A 16091-nucleotide genomic window follows, 5' to 3' on the forward strand; every position below is an offset into this window, starting at 1 on the left:
CCCACCCCCTAGACCGCCTTGAAGGCCTCAAAGGGCTCGCCGCAGGCGGCGCACTGGTAGAGGCGCTTGCACAGGGTGGAGCCGAAGGGGTTCTTGAGGAAAACCTCCCGGCTCCCGCACCGGGGGCAGGGGGGGTCCTCCTCGGCCAGGGGTAGGGGCAGGGGCGGGGCGATGCCGTAGGCCAGGAGTTTCTCCCGGGCCTCCTCCCCCAGGGCCTCCGTGGACCAGGGGGTCCGGGCCTCCACCACCTCCACCTCCTGGGCCCCCGCGGCCAGGAGGGCCCTTTGGATCTCCTCCCGGATGGTCTGGAGGGCGGGGCAGCCCGAGAAGGTGGGGCGGAAGCGGACCCGGACCCTTTCCCCTTGGGCCTCGAGGTCCAGGATCATCCCCATCTCCACGATGTTCAGCACGGGGATCTCCGGGTCCTTGACCCCCTTTAGGGCCTCCCAGTAGCGGGCTACCATGCCTTGGCCTCCCGGTCCCAACGGGCCACGGACTGCATCTCCGCCAGGAGGGACCAGAGGTACTCCGTGTGCTCCTGGCGGCCCTTGGGCACATACCCTCCCTCGGGGGGCTTGAGCCCGGCCCTTTGCAGGTGGGCGCCCACCGTCTCCAGGTAGACCCCTTCCAGGCCCTTTAGGTCCGGCACCACCCCCGCCTCCACCAGGGCCTCCTCCTCGGGGAGGGGCTGGAAGAGCTGGCGGGCGTAGGGGAAGAGGAGGTCCAAGGCCTCCTGGGCCCGGCGGTGGCTTTCCTCGGTGCCCAGGCCCAGCCGTTCCACCCACAGGCCGCTATGGCGCAGGTGGAAGCGTTCCTCCTTAAGGATCCGGCCCGCCACCTCGGCCAGGGGCCCGTAGGCGCTCCTTTGGGCCTCCTTAAGCCACAGGTTCTCGTAAGCGTCAAAGAGGTACTGCCGCACCAGGCTAAAGGCCCAGTCCCCCTTGGGAAGCTCTACCAGGACGGCATTGCGGTACTCCAGGGGGTCGCGGAGGAAAACCAGCTGGTCGGGGTCGGAGCCGTCCAGTTCCTGGCGGAGCTCCAGCCAGAGCTTGGCGTGGCCCAGCTCGTCCTGGGCCAGGTTGGCGATGGCGATGTCCTCCTCCAGGATGGGGGCGTGGGCCACCCACTCGGAAAGCCGCTGGGCCAGGACCACCTCGTCGTCGGCCAGGGCGGTCAGCTTGGCCACCAGGGCCTCCTTCAGGTACGCGTCAAGCGTCATCCCCCACCTCCTTGGCCGTGATGAGGCCGTAGTAGCTCTGCAGGCGGTAGGTTTTCTCCTTGGCCGGGGCGAACCAGCTCTCCACCACCTCGGCCGTGGGTTCCGTGCCCACCACCTCCCGTTCGGGCACGGCCCAGAAGGCCACCCCCTGGGCCTGGAGGAGGGCCTGGGCCACGGCCTCCTCAGGGCTTGAAGCGGCAAACCGCCCCACCAGGTCCCCGTAGACCATGCTCCGGCGGTGGCCCCGCTTGGCGAAGACCCAGTAGGCCTCCTCAGGCCCTGGGCCCTTGGGCCTTAGGGCCTCGGGATCCTTAAGCCCCTCCTGGGTGATGTGGAAGAAGGCCTCCGCCGGGGCCACGAAGAGGGCGTAGCAAGAGGGCCTCCGGACAAAGACGTGCCGGGCGATGAGGAGGGCGTGCTCGGGATCCGCGGCGTGGACCGAGCCCACCATCTGCGGCAGGGCCTTGGGGGTGTCCTGCTTGATCACCTCGTAGCGCGGCCACTCGGTGCCCCACATGCCGCCCCCCTAGTCCGCCGCTTGGGCCAAGCGGCGCTTGGCGTAGGCCTCGAGGGCCTCCCGTACCCACCGCCCCTCCTCGTGGGCCTTCCTTCGGGCCAGGAGGCGGTGGCGGTTCATGGGGCCCTCCCCACCGATCACCTTCCAGAACTCGTCCCAGGGGATGGGGCCGTGGACCCAGTTCCCGGTCTTCTCGTCGTAATGAAGCCCGGGGTCCGGGGGGACGAGGCCCGCCTCCAGAAGCTCGGGGACGTGCTCGTTCAGGAACTCCTGGCGGATCTGGTCGTTGGTCTTGGTCTTGATGCCCCAGCGCAGGAGAAGGGGGGTGTGGGGGGAGTCGGTATCGTGGGGGCCCGCCATCATCAGGGTGGGCCACCACCAGCGGTTCAGGGCATCCTGGACCATCTGGCGCTGCTTCCTGGAGCCCTTGGCGTAAAGGAGAACCGCCTCCTTCCCCTGCTTGTGGTGGAAGGTCTCCTCGGCGCAGATGCGCACCATGGCCCGGGAATAGGGCCCGTAGGAGCACTGGGCCAGCATGGTCTGGTTCTTGATGGCCATCCCGTCCACCAGCCAGCCGATGATGCCGATGTCGGCCCAGGTGAGGGTGGGGTAGTTGAAGATGTTGGAGTACTTGGCCCTGCCGGAAAGGAGGGCCTCCACCATCTCCTCCCGGGTGATGCCCAGGGTTTCCGCGGCGTGGTAGAGGTACTGGCCGTGCCCGGCCTCGTCCTGCACCTTGGCCAGGAGGATGAGCTTCCGCCTCAAGGAAGGGGCCCGGGTGATCCAGGCCCCCTCGGGGAGCATCCCCACCCACTCGCTGTGGGCATGCTGGGAGATCATGCGGATGAGCTGGCGCCGGTACTCGGCGGGCATCCAGTCCCCGGGCTCAATCTTCTCCCCCCGGGCGATCCGGGCCTCAAACTCCGCGAGCCTCTCCCCGTAGTCGGGGTCTTCCGGGTAGCCTATCCTAAGCCGCACCATCCTCGCCCTCCTTCACGCCCAGGGCCCGCAAGGCCATCCGGGCGTAGATTTCCCCAAGCTCTTCGGGGGATAGGGGCCCTTCCGGGCGGTACCACTGGTAGGTCCAGTTCAGGGCGGAGAGGAGGAAAAGGGTCGCCAGGCGCACGCTTTCCACCCGGAAAACCCCCTTCTCTACCCCCTCTTGGATCACCCCCTGCACCCCTTCCTCGTAGCGGCGGCGCAGGGCCTTGGCCTCCTCCAGGAGGGGAGGGGAGAGGTGTTTCCACTCGTGGAAGAACACCGTGGCCCGGGGGAGCTCCTCGGCGATGACCCGAAGATGCCCCCGCACCAAGGCCCGCACCTTGGCCACGGGGTCCCCTTCCAGACCCTCCAGCACCGCCAAAAACCGCGCCGCTGCCTGGCGGACCACCTCCAAAAGGAGTTCCTCCTTGGAGGCGATGTGGGCGTAGAGGCTTCCCCCTTGGAGGTTGAGCTCCTTGGCCAGGTCCCGCATGCTGGTGGCGTGGTAGCCCCTCTGGCTGAAGAGCTTGCCCGCCACGTGGAGGATCTGGTCTCGGCGCTCCATGGCTAACGGTCGTTTGTTAGGTTAGCACGCCAAGGGGGAAGGGACAAGTGTCCTCCCTCACCATTCAGAGCTCGGGCAACCGGGAGGCCGCCTCCTTCAAGCGCTCCCTCGAGGCGTGGAGGTAGATCTGGGTGGTGGCGATGGACTCGTGGCCCAGAAGGTCCTTGACCGCGTCCAGCTCCACGCCCACCTCCACCAAGAGGGTGGCGTAGGCGTGGCGGAGCTTGTGGGGGGTAAAGCGCCGGGGGTCCAGGCCGGCCCGGAGGGCGGCCATGCGGAACTTGGCCTCCACGTAGCGGGCGGAAGGCACGTGTCCCTTGCGCTTGCCCTGGGCAAAAGTGAAAATGGGCACATTACCCTGGGGAAGGCCCAGCTCCCCCAAGGCCTCCTGGGCCGTTTTGGAAAGGGGTACCAGGCGCTCCTTGTTGCCCTTGCCCACCACCCGCACCGCCGCGGGCCGCCCCCCCTCCAGGAGCACGTTCCGCCCCTTGAGGGAAAGGGCCTCAGAGATGCGCAAGCCCGTGCCGTAGAGGAAGCGGGCCAAGGCCGTGAGGAGCCTGGCCTCTTTTTCCTCGACGAAAGCCTGGAGGAAGCGCTTGAGCTCCTCGGGGTTGGGGTGCAGGGGAAGCCGCCGCCCTGCCTTGGGGCGGCCGATGCCCTCCGTGGGGTCCTCCACGGCCTCCCCCCGCACCTGGGCCAGGTAGCGGTAATAACTCCTCAGGGCGGCCAGGAAGCCCTGGACCCGCCTCGGGGCCCAGCGCTCCTCCAGGAGAAGGGCCCGCACCGCCTCGGGCCCCGGGGGAAGGGCGTGGGCCTCGAGGAAGCCCAGCCAGAGGACCAGGTCCTGGAGGTAGCGCCGCACCCCCCGGGGGGAGTAGCCCCGTTCCAAGAGGAGGTACTCCGCGTAGGGGGCCAGGACCAGAAGGGCCTGGCTTGGCCTTCTAATGCCCAAGGTTTTCCAAAGAGCGTGGGCGGGAAGGCTGGGGTCCATGGGGGCATTATATGCGCGAAATGTACCTTTCGCGCAAATTGGCTTAGCGGTTCCCTAGCCCGCCGCCACGCCTTCCTTTAGGCCTGCCTGGGCCGCGGCCAGCCGGGCGGTGAGGACCCGGTAGGGGCTCGCCGAGGTGTAGTCCAGGAGGGGGGCCACCAAGGCCACGCTCCGGGCCTCCCCCCCGTGCTCCCCGCAGAGGCCCACCTTGAGCCGGGGGTTGGCCCGCCGCCCCTCCTCCACCGCCAGCCTGAGGAGGCGGCCCACCCCCTTCTCGTCCAGGCGCTCCGTGGGGTCAAAGGGGAAAAGCCCTTCCTCCACGTACCGGGGCAGGAACTTCCCCGCATCGTCCCGGGAAAGGCCGAAGGCCATCTGGGTGAGGTCGTTGGTGCCGAAGCTGAAGAAGTCCACCAGGGGGGCGATCTCCCCCGCCAGGAGGGCGGCCCGGGGGGTCTCGATCATGGTGCCGAAAGGGATGGGCCCGTAGACCCGGAAGAGCTCCTCGGCCAGGGCCCGGGCCCGCTCCACCTCTTTGGGGTCGGCCACCAGGGGGACCATGACCTCGGGGCGGGGGTCCAGGCCCTCCTGGCGGAGCTCCTGGGCGGCCTCGAGGAGGGCCCTAAGCTGCATGCGGAGGATGCTGGGCCTAAGGAGGAGGAGCCTAACCCCACGGAAGCCCAGCATGGGGTTTTGCTCCCTTAGGGCCTGGGCCCGCTCCAGAAGGGCCTGGGCCTCCTCGTCCCCGGCCTCGGCCTTGGCCTTGAGCTCCTCCCAGGGGGGGAGGAACTCGTGCAGGGGCGGGTCCAGGAGGCGGACGGTGACGGGGAGGCCGTCCATGGCCCGGAGGATGGCCTTGAAGTCCTCCTTCTGGAAAGCGAAGAGGGCCGACAGGGCCGCCTCTTCCTCCTCCTCCGTGGCGGCCAGGATGAGCCTTCGCACCCAGGGCAGGCGCTCCTCGGCGAAAAACATGTGCTCCGTGCGGCAGAGCCCGATCCCCTCGGCCCCGAAGGCCCGGGCCCGGCTGGCGTCCAGTGGGGTGTCGGCGTTGGCCCTCACCCCCAGGCGGCGGTGGGGCTCGGCCCAGGCGAGGAGCTTGGCCAGCAGGGCCTCCCCCTGGGCCTCCACCAGGGGGACCGCCCCCAGGTAGACCGCCCCCGTGCCCCCGTCCAGGGTGAGGAGGTCCCCCTCCCGGATCTCCACCCCCTCCGCCACGGCCCGCCCCTCCTCGGGGTAGACCCTAAGGGCCTCGGCCCCCACCACCGCCGGCACCCCCAGGCCCCGGGCCACCACGGCGGCGTGGGAGGTGAGGCCCCCCCGGGCGGTGAGGATCCCCTTGGCTAGGTACATGCCCGTGATGTCCTCGGGGGTGGTCTCCGGCCGCACCAGGACCGCGGGGAGGCCTTGGGCGGCGTAGCGTTCCGCGGCCTCGTTGCTGAAGACCGCATGGCCAAAGGCGGCCCCGGGGCTTGCGGGAAGCCCCTGGAGGAAGGGCTTGGGAGCCCTTTCCCGGTCCACGGCGGGCCGGAGGAGGCCAGGGAGGGCGTTGGCCTCCACCCGGAGGACCGCCTCCTCCCGGGTGATGAGCCCCTCCTCGGCCATCTCCACGGCGATGCGCACCGCCGCCTGGGCCGTGCGCTTGCCCGAGCGGGTCTGGAGGAGGTAAAGCCGCCCCCGCTCCACGGTGAACTCAAAGTCCTGCATGTCGCGGAAGTGGCGTTCCAGGAGCTGGGCGATGGCCTCAATCTCCCGATAAAGCCCAGGGGCGTAGTCCAGAAGGCGCTCCAGGGGTTCGGGGGTGCGCACCCCGGCCACCACGTCCTCCCCTTGGGCGTTCCGCAGGTACTCCCCGTAAAGGCCCCTTTCCCCGGTGGCGGGGTTGCGGGTGAAGCCCACCCCGGTGCCCGAGTCCTCCCCCAGGTTGCCGAAGACCATGGCCTGGACCACCACCGCGGTCCCCAGGTCCTCGGGGATGCCGTAGATGCGGCGGTAGGTCCTGGCCCGGGGGTTCTGCCAGCTTCGGAAGACGGCCTCCACCGCCCCCCGGAGCTGGGCCCAAGGGTCTAAGGGGAAGGGGGTGCCGCGGGCCTCCAGGTGGCGCAGGTACCCAAGGGCCAGCTCCTCCAGGTCCTCGGCGGAAAGCTCGGCGTCCGTGCGCACCCCCCGCCGGGCCTTGAGGGCGGATAGCCTTTCCTCAAAGACCTCGGCCCGCTCCCCCAGGACCACCTCCCCGTACATGGCCAGAAGGCGGCGGAAGGCGTCCCAGGCGAAGCGGGGGTTGCCCGTGGCCCGGGCCAGGGCCCCTACCCCTTCCAGGGAAAGCCCCAGGTTCAGGATGGTGTCCATCATCCCCGGCATGGAGACCGGGGCCCCGCTCCTCACGGAAACCAGGAGGGGAGGGGCACCCCCCTCCCCCTGGCCAAACCGCTTCCCCGTTAGGCCCTCGAGGGCCGCCACCTTGGCCTCCACCTCCTCCCAAAGCCCCGGGACCTTCCCCTCCTGGAGGAAGCGGCGGCAGGCCGCGGTGCTCAGGATAAAGGCCGGGGGCACGGGGAGGCCGGCCCGGTGCATGGCCACCAGGCCGAACCCCTTTCCGCCCAGGACCTCGCGGGAAAGCCCTTGGGCTTCCGTTAGCAGATAGGCAAACCGCTCCACGCCTCCAGTCTCCCCCGGGGCATGGAAGCGTGGAAAGGTGTAGGCGCGCGACCCCTACACCGCCCTTAGGAGAGGAGGTGGCGCATGCGGCTTTGGATGAGCCGGGTGGCGCGAAGGGGGCTTAGGCGGTAGAGGAGGTCCATGGTGCGGGCGTCCTGCCCCAGGAGGACCCGGAAGGCGTCCCGCTCCACGGCATCCAGGAGGATCTGGGCGGCCCTTTCCGGCTCCAGGATGGGCACCTTCACCTGCCCCCCGGCCCCCGGGGCCGCCACCCCGGAGTGCTCGGCGATCCCGGTGCGCATGGCCCCGGGCAGGGCCAGGGTCACCCGCACCGGCGTACCCTGGAGCTCGGCCCAAAGCCCCTCGGTGAGAAGCTTCACCGCCGCCTTGGAGGCCCCGTACACCGTCTGCCCCGGGACGGGCAGAAACCCCCCCATGCTGGAGACGTTGACCAGGTGGGCCTCGGGCCGGGCCAAAAGCCGGGGCAGGAAGGCCCGGGTCATGTAGAGGGTGCCCCAGAAGTTCACCCGCATCACCCGCTCCAGGGTGGCCTCCTCCAGCTCCCAAAGCCGCTTGAAGGGCTGGATGATGCCGGCGTTGTTGATGAGCCCGTCCACCTGGCCGTGCGCCGCCTCCACCTCCTGGGGCAGGGCCTCCACCCCCTCGCGGTGGGTGATGTCCAGGACGTGGAGGCTCAAGCCCTGGGCCAGGCGGCCCGCCCGCTCCTGGGTGGCCCTCAGGCCCTCCTCCCTCAGGTCCACCGCCGCCACCCTCGCCCCCCGCCTAAGGAGCTCCAGGGCCAGGGCCTGGCCCAGCCCGCTTCCCGCCCCCGTGACCACCACCACCTTGCCGGCCAGCTTCATAAGGGCCTCCTTCCCCCTAAGGATAGGGCTTCCTCAGGCGGGACCCGCCCCTTCCCGCCAGCGGGCCCTGAGCCGGGCGAAGAGGACCTCCACCTTGGCCTTGGGCAGGATCACCTGCTCGGTGCGCCCCCGGCCGATGAGGTCGCCCAGCTCGTTGAAGGCTTCCATGGTGGCGTGGACCCGGTTTCCCTCGGTGCGCTCGTGCCGGGCTACGATGCGCACCCGCATGCCCGGCAGGGCCGAGGCCAGGTGGCGCACCTCCACGTAGCTCCCGATCCCCTCCTCCCCCTCCTCCAGAAAGGGCAGGATGATCTTCCGCCCGGCCAGCTCCATGTGCTTGGCCATCCAGTAGGTGGCGTAGACGGGGTGGACGGGCCCCAGCTCCTCAAAGTCCACGGTCATGGCCTCGGTGACCACCAGCTCAAAGGTGGCCTCGTAGCCCGGAGGGATGGGGCGCATGGCTAGGCCTTTCTCAGGTCCAAGACCCGCCGGAGCTTCCCCCCCTCGCTCCTTGGGGCCCCCCCTGGGGCCAGGAGGGTCACCTTCATGCTCACCCCGATGGTGTCCTTGATCCTGTGGGCCACCCTCTCCCTCAGGGCATGCAGGCGGTGGTCGGCCTCAATGACCTCGTCGGAGAGGGCCTTTTGCCCGATCTCCCGGAAGAAGGCCTCGGAAACCTCCACCTTGAGCTCGGCCTCGTCCAGGGTGCCCTCCCGCCGCACCACGATCTGGTAGTAGGGTTCCACCTCAGGGATCCCCAGGAGGACCGCCTCCACCTGGGTGGGGTAGACGTTGACCCCGCGGATGATGAGCATGTCGTCGGTGCGGCCCAGGACGGGGCCCATGCGCACGTGGGTGCGGCCGCAGCTGCAGGGGGCGTAGGTGAGGAAGGTGAGGTCCCCCGTCCAGTAGCGCAGGAGGGGCATGGCCTCCTTGGTGAGGGTGGTGAGGACCAGCACCCCCACCTTCCCCTCGGGCAGGGGTTCCCCGGTTTCCGGGTCCACCACCTCGGGGAGGAAGTGGTCCTCCCAGATGTGGCTTCCTTGCCGCTCCTCCACGCACTCGTTGGCCACCCCGGGGCCGATGATCTCGGAGAGGCCGTAGATGTTGGTGCTCCTCACGCCAAGCCCCTCGTCCACCTGCTTCCTTATGGCCTCCGTCCAGGGCTCGGCCCCCAAGACGGCGTACGCCAAGGAGAGCTCCGCCGGGGATACCCCCCGCTTGCGAAACTCCTCGGCCAGGGTCTGGGCGTAGGAGGGGGTGCAGGAGATCACCTCGGGGCGCAGATCCTGGATGAGGGTGAGCTGCCGCTCCGTCATCCCCCCGGAGGCGGGGACCACGTTGAGCCCCAGGGCCTCCGCCCCCCCGTGGAGGCCAAGCCCGCCGGTGAAGAGGCCATACCCGTAGGCGTTGTGCAGGGTCATGCCCGGCCTGGCCCCGGCGGCGGCCAGGGAGCGGGCCACCACCTGGGCGAAGACCCGGAGGTCGGCCTTGGTGTAGCCCACCACCGTGGGCTTGCCCGTGGTGCCGCTGGAGGCGTGGATGCGGGCAAGCTCCTGCCGGGGGACGGCGAAGAGGCCGAAGGGGTAGTTCTCCCGCAGGTGGTCCTTGCGGGTGAAGGGGAGCCGGGGGAGGTCCTCGAGGCCCCGCACCCTGCCGGGGTCCACCCCGGCCTCGTCCAGGAGGCTTCGGTAAAAGGGCACCCGTTGGTAGACGTAGGCCACGATGTGGCGAAGCCTCTCCTCCTGCAGCTGCCTAAGGCTATTCCTGGGAAGGGTTTCCAGTTCCGGCTGGTACATCCTCACCTCCTAAGCGGAACACCGTGCCCGTGAAGAGGGCGATGCGCTTCTCCTCGGAAACTACCTCCACCTGGTAGGTGGCGGTGCGGCGGGAAAGGTTCACCTCCTTGGCCCGGGCCTCCACCCGGGCCCCTGGAGGGAGGGGGCGGAAGTAGTCCATACGGCAGGAGAGGGCCACCGCCGGCCCCCGGGCGTTGGAGGCCAGGGCGAAGGCGCTGTCCGCCAAGGCGTAGAGGAAGCCTCCGTGGGCGGTGCCGTGCAGGTTCAGGTGGGCCTCCCCCACCACCCCCGCCACCACCGCCTCCCCCGGGGCCAGGTGGAGGAGGCGGAAGCCCAGGGTTTCCATAAAGGGATCCCTCATCCCTCCTCCACCTCCCGGGCCAGGCCCAGGTAGGCCTCCACCACCTTGGGGTCCTGCCTGAGCTCCTCCGCCCGCCCGGCCAAGGCCACCTCCCCCGCCTCCAGCACCACCCCCCGGTCGGCCAGGGCCAGGGCCACCTTGGCGTTTTGCTCCACCAGGAGGAGGGTGGTCCCTTCCTCCTTGAGCCCCCGCAGGATGCGGTAGATCTCCCGCACCATCAGGGGGGCAAGGCCCAGGGAAGGCTCGTCCAGGAGGAGGATCCGGGGCCGGGCCATCAGGGCCCGACCGATGGCCAGCATCTGCTGCTCCCCCCCGGAAAGGGTCCCCGCGGGCTGCCGCCGCCTCTCCAAAAGCCGGGGAAAGAGGGCGTACACCCTCTCCAGATCGGGCTTCAGGTTCTCCCGGCGGCGGAAGCGGCGGAAGCCCCCCAGGAGGAGGTTGTCCTCCACGGAAAGCCCGGGGAACAGGGCCCGCCCCTCGGGCACCAGGACTACCCCCCGCTCCAGGAGGGCCTCTGGGCTTCGCCGCCCGAGGGCTTCCCCCTCCAGCACCACCCGGCCCTCGGCCCGGGCCAGGCCCAAAAGCCCCCGCAGGACCGAGGTCTTCCCCGCCCCGTTGGGGCCGATGAGGGCCAAGGCCTCCCCGGCCTCCAGGGCCAAGGACACCCCCCGTACCGCCTCCAGGGGGCCGTAGCGCACGGTGAGGCCTTCCACCCGGAGCATCAGGCCGCCTCCTCCTCCCCCAGGTAGGCCGCCCGCACCGCGGGGTTCCGCTGCACCTCCTTGGGGATACCCTCGGCGATCTTCTCCCCGTAGTTCATCACCACCACCCGGTCCGCCAAGCCCATGATGAGGTCCATGTCGTGGTCCACCAGGAGCACCGTGTACCCCTCCTTGGCCAGGGAGCGGAGGAGGGCGGCCAGCTCCCGCTTCTCCCCGGCCCGCAGGCCCGCCCCCGGCTCGTCCAGGAGGAGGACCTCCGCCCCCGAGGCCAGGAGGCGGGCGATCTCCAAGAGGCGCTGCTGCCCCACGGAAAGCCGCTCGGCCCGCTCCAGGGCCAGGCCCTCCAGGCCCACCCGCTTCAGGGCCCCATAGGCCGTGGCCAGGGCCCGGGCCTCCTCCTGGCGGAAAAAGCCTAGGAGCACGGAGAAAAAGCCCGCCCGGGTGCGGGCGTAGGTACCCAGGGCGGCGTTTTCCAGCACCGAGAGCTCGGGGAAAAGGTGGGGGTGCTGGAAGGTGCGCCCCAGGCCCAGGCGGTGGACCCGCTGGGGGGGTAGGCCGGTGATCTCCTGGCCGAAGAGGACCACCCGCCCTCCATCCGGGGGGAGGGCCCCGGTGATGAGGTTGAAGGTGGTGCTCTTCCCCGCCCCGTTGGGGCCGATGAGGGCCAGGATCTCCCCCCGCCTCAAGGCAAAGGAAACCCCGTTCACGGCAAGAAGCCCGCCGAAGGCCTTCTTTAGGCCCTCCACCGCCAAGACCACCTCCCCTCGAGGCCCTGAGGGGGCGGAAAGGGAAAGGGGCTCGGCCCGGGGCAGCCGCCCCTCCCGCTGGGGAAGGCGGCGCTCCAGTAGGGGCCAAAGCCCCTTAGGGGCCAGGAGGAGGATCAGGGCCAGGATGAGGCCGTAGGCGATGGTCTCGTAGTTGCCCTGCCGGCCCAGGAGGAGGGGGAGGAGGTCCTTGAGCCAGTCCTCGAGGCCGGTGAAAAAGGCCGCTCCCAGGAGGACCCCGGGGACGCTCCCCACCCCCCCGGCCACGGCCATGACCAGGTACTTGATGGAGGCCTCCAGGGAAAAGGGGGTGGGGTTCACGAAGCGCAGGAAGTGGGCGTAGAGGAAACCGGCAAGCCCGGCGATGGCCCCGGAGAGGAGAAAGGCCTTAAGGCGCAGGCTGGCCGGGTCCACCCCGAAGCTGGCCGCCGCCAGGGCGTCCCCCCTGAGGGCCAGAAGGGCCCGGCCCAGGCGGCTATGCCGCAGGTTGGAAAGGGCCAGGACCAAAAGGACCAGGAGGAAGAGGCTCAGGAGGGCGTAGCGGAAGCCCGTGTCCAGGGGAAGGCCGAAAAGGGAAAGGGGCGGCAGGTCGGTAAGGCCGGTATGCCCCCCGGTGAGCCAGACCAGGTTCCCCGCCAGGATGTACAGGGCCACCTGCCAGGCGATGGTGGAAAGGGGGAGGAAGTGGCCCTTGAGGCGCACCGTAAGCCCCCCCAGGACGAGGGCCAGGAGGAGGGAAAGCCCCAGGCCCGCCAATAGCCCAAGCCAAGGGGAAAGCCCCGCCTTCACCGTGATAAGGGCCGTGGCGTAGGCCCCCATCCCCATGAAGGCCGCCTGGGCGAAGCTGGTCATCCCCGCCAGGCCGGTGAGCACGTAAAGGGAAAGGGCCACCATGCCGGAAAGGGCGAAGAAGTTGAGCAGGGTGAGGTAGAAGGGGAAGGGGGAAAGGAGAAAGGGCAGGGCCAGGAGGGCAAACCACAGGTAGCGCATCACTCCTCCACCGCGCGGGCCCGCAGGCTCTGGTAGAAGAGGGCGGGCACCAGGAGCAGGAAGACCAGGGCCTCCTTGTAGGCGCTGGCGTAAAAGCTGGTAAAGCTCTCAAAGAAGCCCACCAAAAGGGCCCCCAGGAAGGCCACGGGGTAGCTCATGAGCCCCCCCAGGATGGCGGCCACAAACCCCTTGAGGCCCAGCATGAAGCCCATGAAGTAGGCGGCGTTGATGAGGGGGGCCAGGAGAAGGCCGGAAAGGGCGGAAAGCAGGCTGGCGATGGCAAAGGCCACCATCCCCGCCTCCTGGGGGGAGATCCCGGAAAGCCTGGCCCCAAGCCGGTTCTCCGCCGCGGCCAGGAGGGCCTTGCCGAAAAGGCTTTGCCGGAAGAAGAGGTAGAGTCCCACCACGGCCAGGAGGGCAAAGAGGAGGACCAACCCGCCTTGGCGGGAGAGGCCCACCAGGATCTCCCCCTCCAGGAGGGGCCGGGGGCGGAACTGCTCCGGACCGAAGAAGACCAGGCCCAGGCCCATGTAGGCCACGTGGAGCCCCACGGCCATGATGAGGAGGGAGAGGACGGTGGCCTCCCGCATGGGCTGGAAGAAGACCCGGTAGGTGGCGGCCCCCAGGTAGACCACCAGGGCCACGGCGGCGGGGTAGGCCAGGGCCGGGACCCGGAGGGCCAGGAGGAGCAGGAGGGCTACCCCCAGGCCGCCCCCCACGGGGAGGAGGGCCTCCCGCCCCCGGGCGAGGAAGGCCCAGGCCCCGCCCAGGGCCAGGGCCAGCCACAGGGTCCCGGGGAGCTTCCCCTCCAGGAGCCAGACCAAGGAAAGGGGGGCAAACATGAGGAGCTCCCCGATGGGCACCAGGATCACCCGGGTCACGGCGAAGACCAGGACCAGGGAAAGGGCCAGGAGGCCGTAGACCACCCCGTTCTGCAGCCCGTCCAAGAGGAGGAAGCCGAGGATGGTGGCGTCCATGGCCTAACGGAAGGTGCGCTCCAGCTTCCAGCGGCCGCCTTCCACCCGTACCATCACCGCGCTGTCCTCAAAGCGCAGGCCCAGGTGGTCCTCCCGGGAGAAGGTGAAGACCCCATGGGTGGCCACCAGGCCCCGGGTGGCCTCGATCTCGTCCCGCAAGGCCGCGCGGAAGCCGGCCAGGTCCTTGGCCGGGTCGGCCCGCTTCAGGGCCCGCTCCAGGGCCGGCTTCAGGATCAGCCAGGCATCCCAGGCGTGGGCCCCGAAGGTGGAGTAGCTGCCGATGCCGTAGCGGGCCTCGTAGCGCTGGATGTAATCCAGGGAAGGCCGCTTGGTGGGGTAGCCCGAAGGGAGCTGCTCCGCCACCAGGATGGGGCCCGCGGGCAGGAGGGTACCCTCCACGTCCGCCCCGCCCACCCGGAGGAAGTCGGGGTTGGCCACCCCGTGGGTCTGGTAGATGAGGCCGGCGTAGCCCCGCTCCTTCAGGGTGCGCTGGGGCAGGACCGCCGGGGTGCCGCTGGCCCCGATGAGGACCGCGTCGGGCCGCCGGGCCAGGATGCGGAGCACCTGCCCGGTCACCGAGGTGTCCGTGCGGGCGTAGCGCTCGCTCGCCACCACCTGGAGGCCCTTGGCCCGGGCCTCGGCCTCAAAGAAGCGGGCCCAGCCCTCCCCGTAGGCGTCGTTGAAGCCGATGTAGCCCACGGTCTTCACCCCCCGGGCCACCATGTCCGCCACGATGGCCCGGGCCATGAGCTCCTCCGTCTGGGGGGTCTTGAAGACCCACAGGCGCTGGGCGTCCACGGGGTGGATGATGTCCTTGCTGGCCGCCAGGGAGATGGTGGGCACCCGGGCCTCGGCCACCACGGGGATCATGCCCAAGGAGGCCGGGGTGGTGGTGGTGCCCACGATGGCCACTACGCCCTCCTCCACCAGCCGCCTGGTGTTGCGCACCGCCTGGGTGGTGTCCGAGGCGTCGTCCAGGATGACGAACTGCACCTTCCGTCCCGCCACGCCCCCCGTGCGCTCCAGGAGGTCCTGGAGCATGAGGAAGGTGTTGCGCTCGGGGATGCCCAGGGAGGCGGCGGGGCCCGTGGCGGAGACCACCACCCCCACCTTCAGGGCCTCCTGGGCCAGGGCCGGAAGGGCCAGGACCAACGCGAGGGCCAACCAACGCTTCATGCTCTTCCTCCTTTTTCCCACCGGGTAGGACCCGGATAGGGTCTAACTAACGACCGTTCGGCTTACCTCCTAGTCTACGAAGGGACATCTGTCCCGTCAAGCTAGGTCACGTGCTCGGGGATGCCGGCCAGGGGGGAAGGACGGGTGGGGAGGGGCTTGTCCTCGAGGTCCAAGAGGAGGCTTCCCTCCAGGAACCAGCTCCTTGGGGTCCTGTGCCCCCAGAGGGTCTGGCGCCTGGGGTCATCCAGGCTCCAGCGCACCGGGGGCAGGTCGGGGTCCACGGTGAGGTAATCCGAGGTGTAAAGCTCCAGGCGGTGGCCGTCGGGGTCGCGCAGGTAGAGGAACATGGCGTTGGAGATCCCGTGCCGCCCAGGGCCCCGCTCGATCTGCTCCGTCCGCCTGGCCCCGGCCAGGATGTCCGCCGCCTTGAGGATGGCCAGGGGGTCGGGAAGCCAGTAGGCGAAGTGGTGGAGCCTGGGGCCCTCCCCGTTGGTGAAGGCCACGTCGTGCACGTTCCCCTTGCGGTGGAGCCAGCTGGCCCAAAGCCGCCCCGCCTCGTCCTCGGTGTACTCCGTGAGGCGGAAGCCCAGGGCTTCCTGGTAGTAGCGGGTGGCCCGGTCCACCTCCGGGGAGAAGAGGTTCAGGTGGTCGATGCGCAAGACCCCAGGGCCCCGGTGGAGGTGGTACTCCTGCAGCATGCGGGGCAGCTTCTCCGACCGGAAGTAGAAGGCCAGGGGATAGCCGAAGGGGTCCTGCACCCTTAGGATGCGCGGCTTCCCCCAGTCGGCCTCCTCCCGGTGGGGAAGGCCCTGGTCCCGGGCCCAGGCCAGGAGGCCTTCCAGGGCCTCCTCCCCGTCCACCTTGAAGCCCAAGGCCCGCACCGCGGGGAATGGAGCCTGGGTGAGCTTCAGGCTCCACTCCCGCTCCTCGTAGCCCCGGAGGTAGGCGGTTTCCCCTTCCCGCCTCTCCAACCGGAAGCCCAAAAGCCCCTCGTAAAACTCCAGGCTCCGCTCCAGATCCCTCACCCAAAGCTCCAAAAACCCTACCCTGACGATGGCCATACCAGCCTCCTGTAGCCCCTGGCGTAGTAGACCAAGGGGGGACCCATCTCCCCCAGCTCCACGGCCTCCACCCGGCCCACCACCAGCCGGTGGTCCCCCCCGGGGTAGAGGGCCTCCAGCCGGCAATGGAGGACGGCCAAGGCCCCCGCCACCCGGCCCTCCGCCAGGCCCACCCCCTCCTTGGGCTTGCCGGCGAAGTGCTCGGAAACCCCTTCCTGCCCCTCGCGGAGGAGGCTCACCCAAAAGGCCCCGCTTGCCTCTAGGAGGGGAAGGACCTTGGCCCCATGCCAGATCCCCAGGGCCACCAGGGGGGGCTCCAGGCTCAAGGACATGAAGGCCGTGGCCGTCATGCCCCGCTCCTCCTCCCCCAGCCGGGCGGAAACCACGGTAACCCCGGCGGCGAAGCGGCTTAGGGCCTCCTTGAAGCGGGCTTGCAGTTCCTGGGTGGCGCTT

At 69.8% G+C, this 16091-nt stretch carries 17 protein-coding genes; all 17 read right to left on the reverse strand.

The genetic code is table 11. The features are described from left to right. Positions 1–8: 8 nt before the first annotated feature. Positions 9–464, reverse strand: a complete 456-nt coding sequence (paaD, locus tag TCCBUS3UF1_RS06040) for a 1,2-phenylacetyl-CoA epoxidase subunit PaaD (protein ID WP_014515626.1) — start codon at positions 462–464, stop codon at positions 9–11. Next, positions 458–1219, reverse strand: coding sequence for a 1,2-phenylacetyl-CoA epoxidase subunit PaaC (paaC, locus tag TCCBUS3UF1_RS06045; protein ID WP_014515627.1), 762 nt, complete (start codon positions 1217–1219; stop codon positions 458–460). Before paaC ends, paaD begins: the two co-directional genes overlap by 7 nt. After that, complete coding sequence (locus TCCBUS3UF1_RS06050; RefSeq protein WP_014515628.1) at positions 1209–1736, reverse strand: phenylacetic acid degradation protein; 528 nt, start codon at positions 1734–1736, stop codon at positions 1209–1211. The genes paaC and TCCBUS3UF1_RS06050 overlap by 11 nt, the downstream gene beginning before the upstream one ends. A gap of 9 nt (positions 1737–1745) precedes the next feature. After that, the gene (gene paaA / locus TCCBUS3UF1_RS06055; RefSeq protein ID WP_014515629.1) at positions 1746–2717 is read right to left on the reverse strand and encodes a 1,2-phenylacetyl-CoA epoxidase subunit PaaA; all 972 of its coding nucleotides are present in this window, start codon (positions 2715–2717) and stop codon (positions 1746–1748) included. Next, on the reverse strand, positions 2704–3282 hold the full coding sequence (locus tag TCCBUS3UF1_RS06060; protein ID WP_014515630.1) for a TetR/AcrR family transcriptional regulator: 579 nt from the start codon (positions 3280–3282) through the stop codon (positions 2704–2706). Before TCCBUS3UF1_RS06060 ends, paaA begins: the two co-directional genes overlap by 14 nt. A gap of 64 nt (positions 3283–3346) precedes the next feature. Beyond that, entirely contained in the window at positions 3347–4273 is a 927-nt protein-coding gene (locus tag TCCBUS3UF1_RS06065) for a tyrosine-type recombinase/integrase (protein ID WP_014515631.1), read from the reverse strand. A gap of 54 nt (positions 4274–4327) precedes the next feature. Continuing rightward, positions 4328–6925: a pyruvate, phosphate dikinase gene (gene ppdK / locus TCCBUS3UF1_RS06070; RefSeq protein WP_014515632.1), complete on the reverse strand. Its 2598-nt coding sequence runs from the start codon at positions 6923–6925 to the stop codon at positions 4328–4330. Between the two features lie 65 nt (positions 6926–6990). Further along, complete coding sequence (locus tag TCCBUS3UF1_RS06075; RefSeq protein WP_014515633.1) at positions 6991–7788, reverse strand: SDR family oxidoreductase; 798 nt, start codon at positions 7786–7788, stop codon at positions 6991–6993. 33 nt (positions 7789–7821) lie between these two features. Continuing rightward, positions 7822–8247, reverse strand: a complete 426-nt coding sequence (locus TCCBUS3UF1_RS06080) for a thioesterase family protein (RefSeq protein ID WP_014515634.1) — start codon at positions 8245–8247, stop codon at positions 7822–7824. 2 nt (positions 8248–8249) lie between these two features. Next, positions 8250–9587, reverse strand: a complete 1338-nt coding sequence (locus TCCBUS3UF1_RS06085; RefSeq protein WP_014515635.1) for a phenylacetate--CoA ligase family protein — start codon at positions 9585–9587, stop codon at positions 8250–8252. Then, complete coding sequence (paaI, locus tag TCCBUS3UF1_RS06090) at positions 9550–9948, reverse strand: hydroxyphenylacetyl-CoA thioesterase PaaI (RefSeq protein ID WP_041433793.1); 399 nt, start codon at positions 9946–9948, stop codon at positions 9550–9552. Before paaI ends, TCCBUS3UF1_RS06085 begins: the two co-directional genes overlap by 38 nt. After that, entirely contained in the window at positions 9945–10670 is a 726-nt protein-coding gene (locus tag TCCBUS3UF1_RS06095) for an ABC transporter ATP-binding protein (protein WP_014515637.1), read from the reverse strand. The genes paaI and TCCBUS3UF1_RS06095 overlap by 4 nt, the downstream gene beginning before the upstream one ends. After that, positions 10670–12424, reverse strand: coding sequence for an ATP-binding cassette domain-containing protein (locus TCCBUS3UF1_RS06100; protein ID WP_014515638.1), 1755 nt, complete (start codon positions 12422–12424; stop codon positions 10670–10672). Before TCCBUS3UF1_RS06100 ends, TCCBUS3UF1_RS06095 begins: the two co-directional genes overlap by 1 nt. Further along, positions 12424–13401 (reverse strand): branched-chain amino acid ABC transporter permease, encoded by a 978-nt coding sequence (locus TCCBUS3UF1_RS06105; RefSeq protein ID WP_014515639.1) that lies wholly within the window; start codon positions 13399–13401, stop codon positions 12424–12426. Before TCCBUS3UF1_RS06105 ends, TCCBUS3UF1_RS06100 begins: the two co-directional genes overlap by 1 nt. Positions 13402–13404: 3 nt before the next feature. Further along, entirely contained in the window at positions 13405–14577 is a 1173-nt protein-coding gene (locus tag TCCBUS3UF1_RS06110) for an ABC transporter substrate-binding protein (protein ID WP_014515640.1), read from the reverse strand. Between the two features lie 101 nt (positions 14578–14678). Beyond that, positions 14679–15638 (reverse strand): 3,4-dihydroxyphenylacetate 2,3-dioxygenase, encoded by a 960-nt coding sequence (gene hpaD / locus TCCBUS3UF1_RS06115; protein ID WP_014515641.1) that lies wholly within the window; start codon positions 15636–15638, stop codon positions 14679–14681. Continuing rightward, positions 15620–16075, reverse strand: a complete 456-nt coding sequence (gene hpaC / locus TCCBUS3UF1_RS06120; RefSeq protein WP_155983320.1) for a 4-hydroxyphenylacetate 3-monooxygenase reductase subunit — start codon at positions 16073–16075, stop codon at positions 15620–15622. Before hpaC ends, hpaD begins: the two co-directional genes overlap by 19 nt. Positions 16076–16091: the final 16 nt, after the last annotated feature.

This window comes from Thermus sp. CCB_US3_UF1 (assembly GCF_000236585.1).
Taxonomy (GTDB): domain Bacteria; phylum Deinococcota; class Deinococci; order Deinococcales; family Thermaceae; genus Thermus.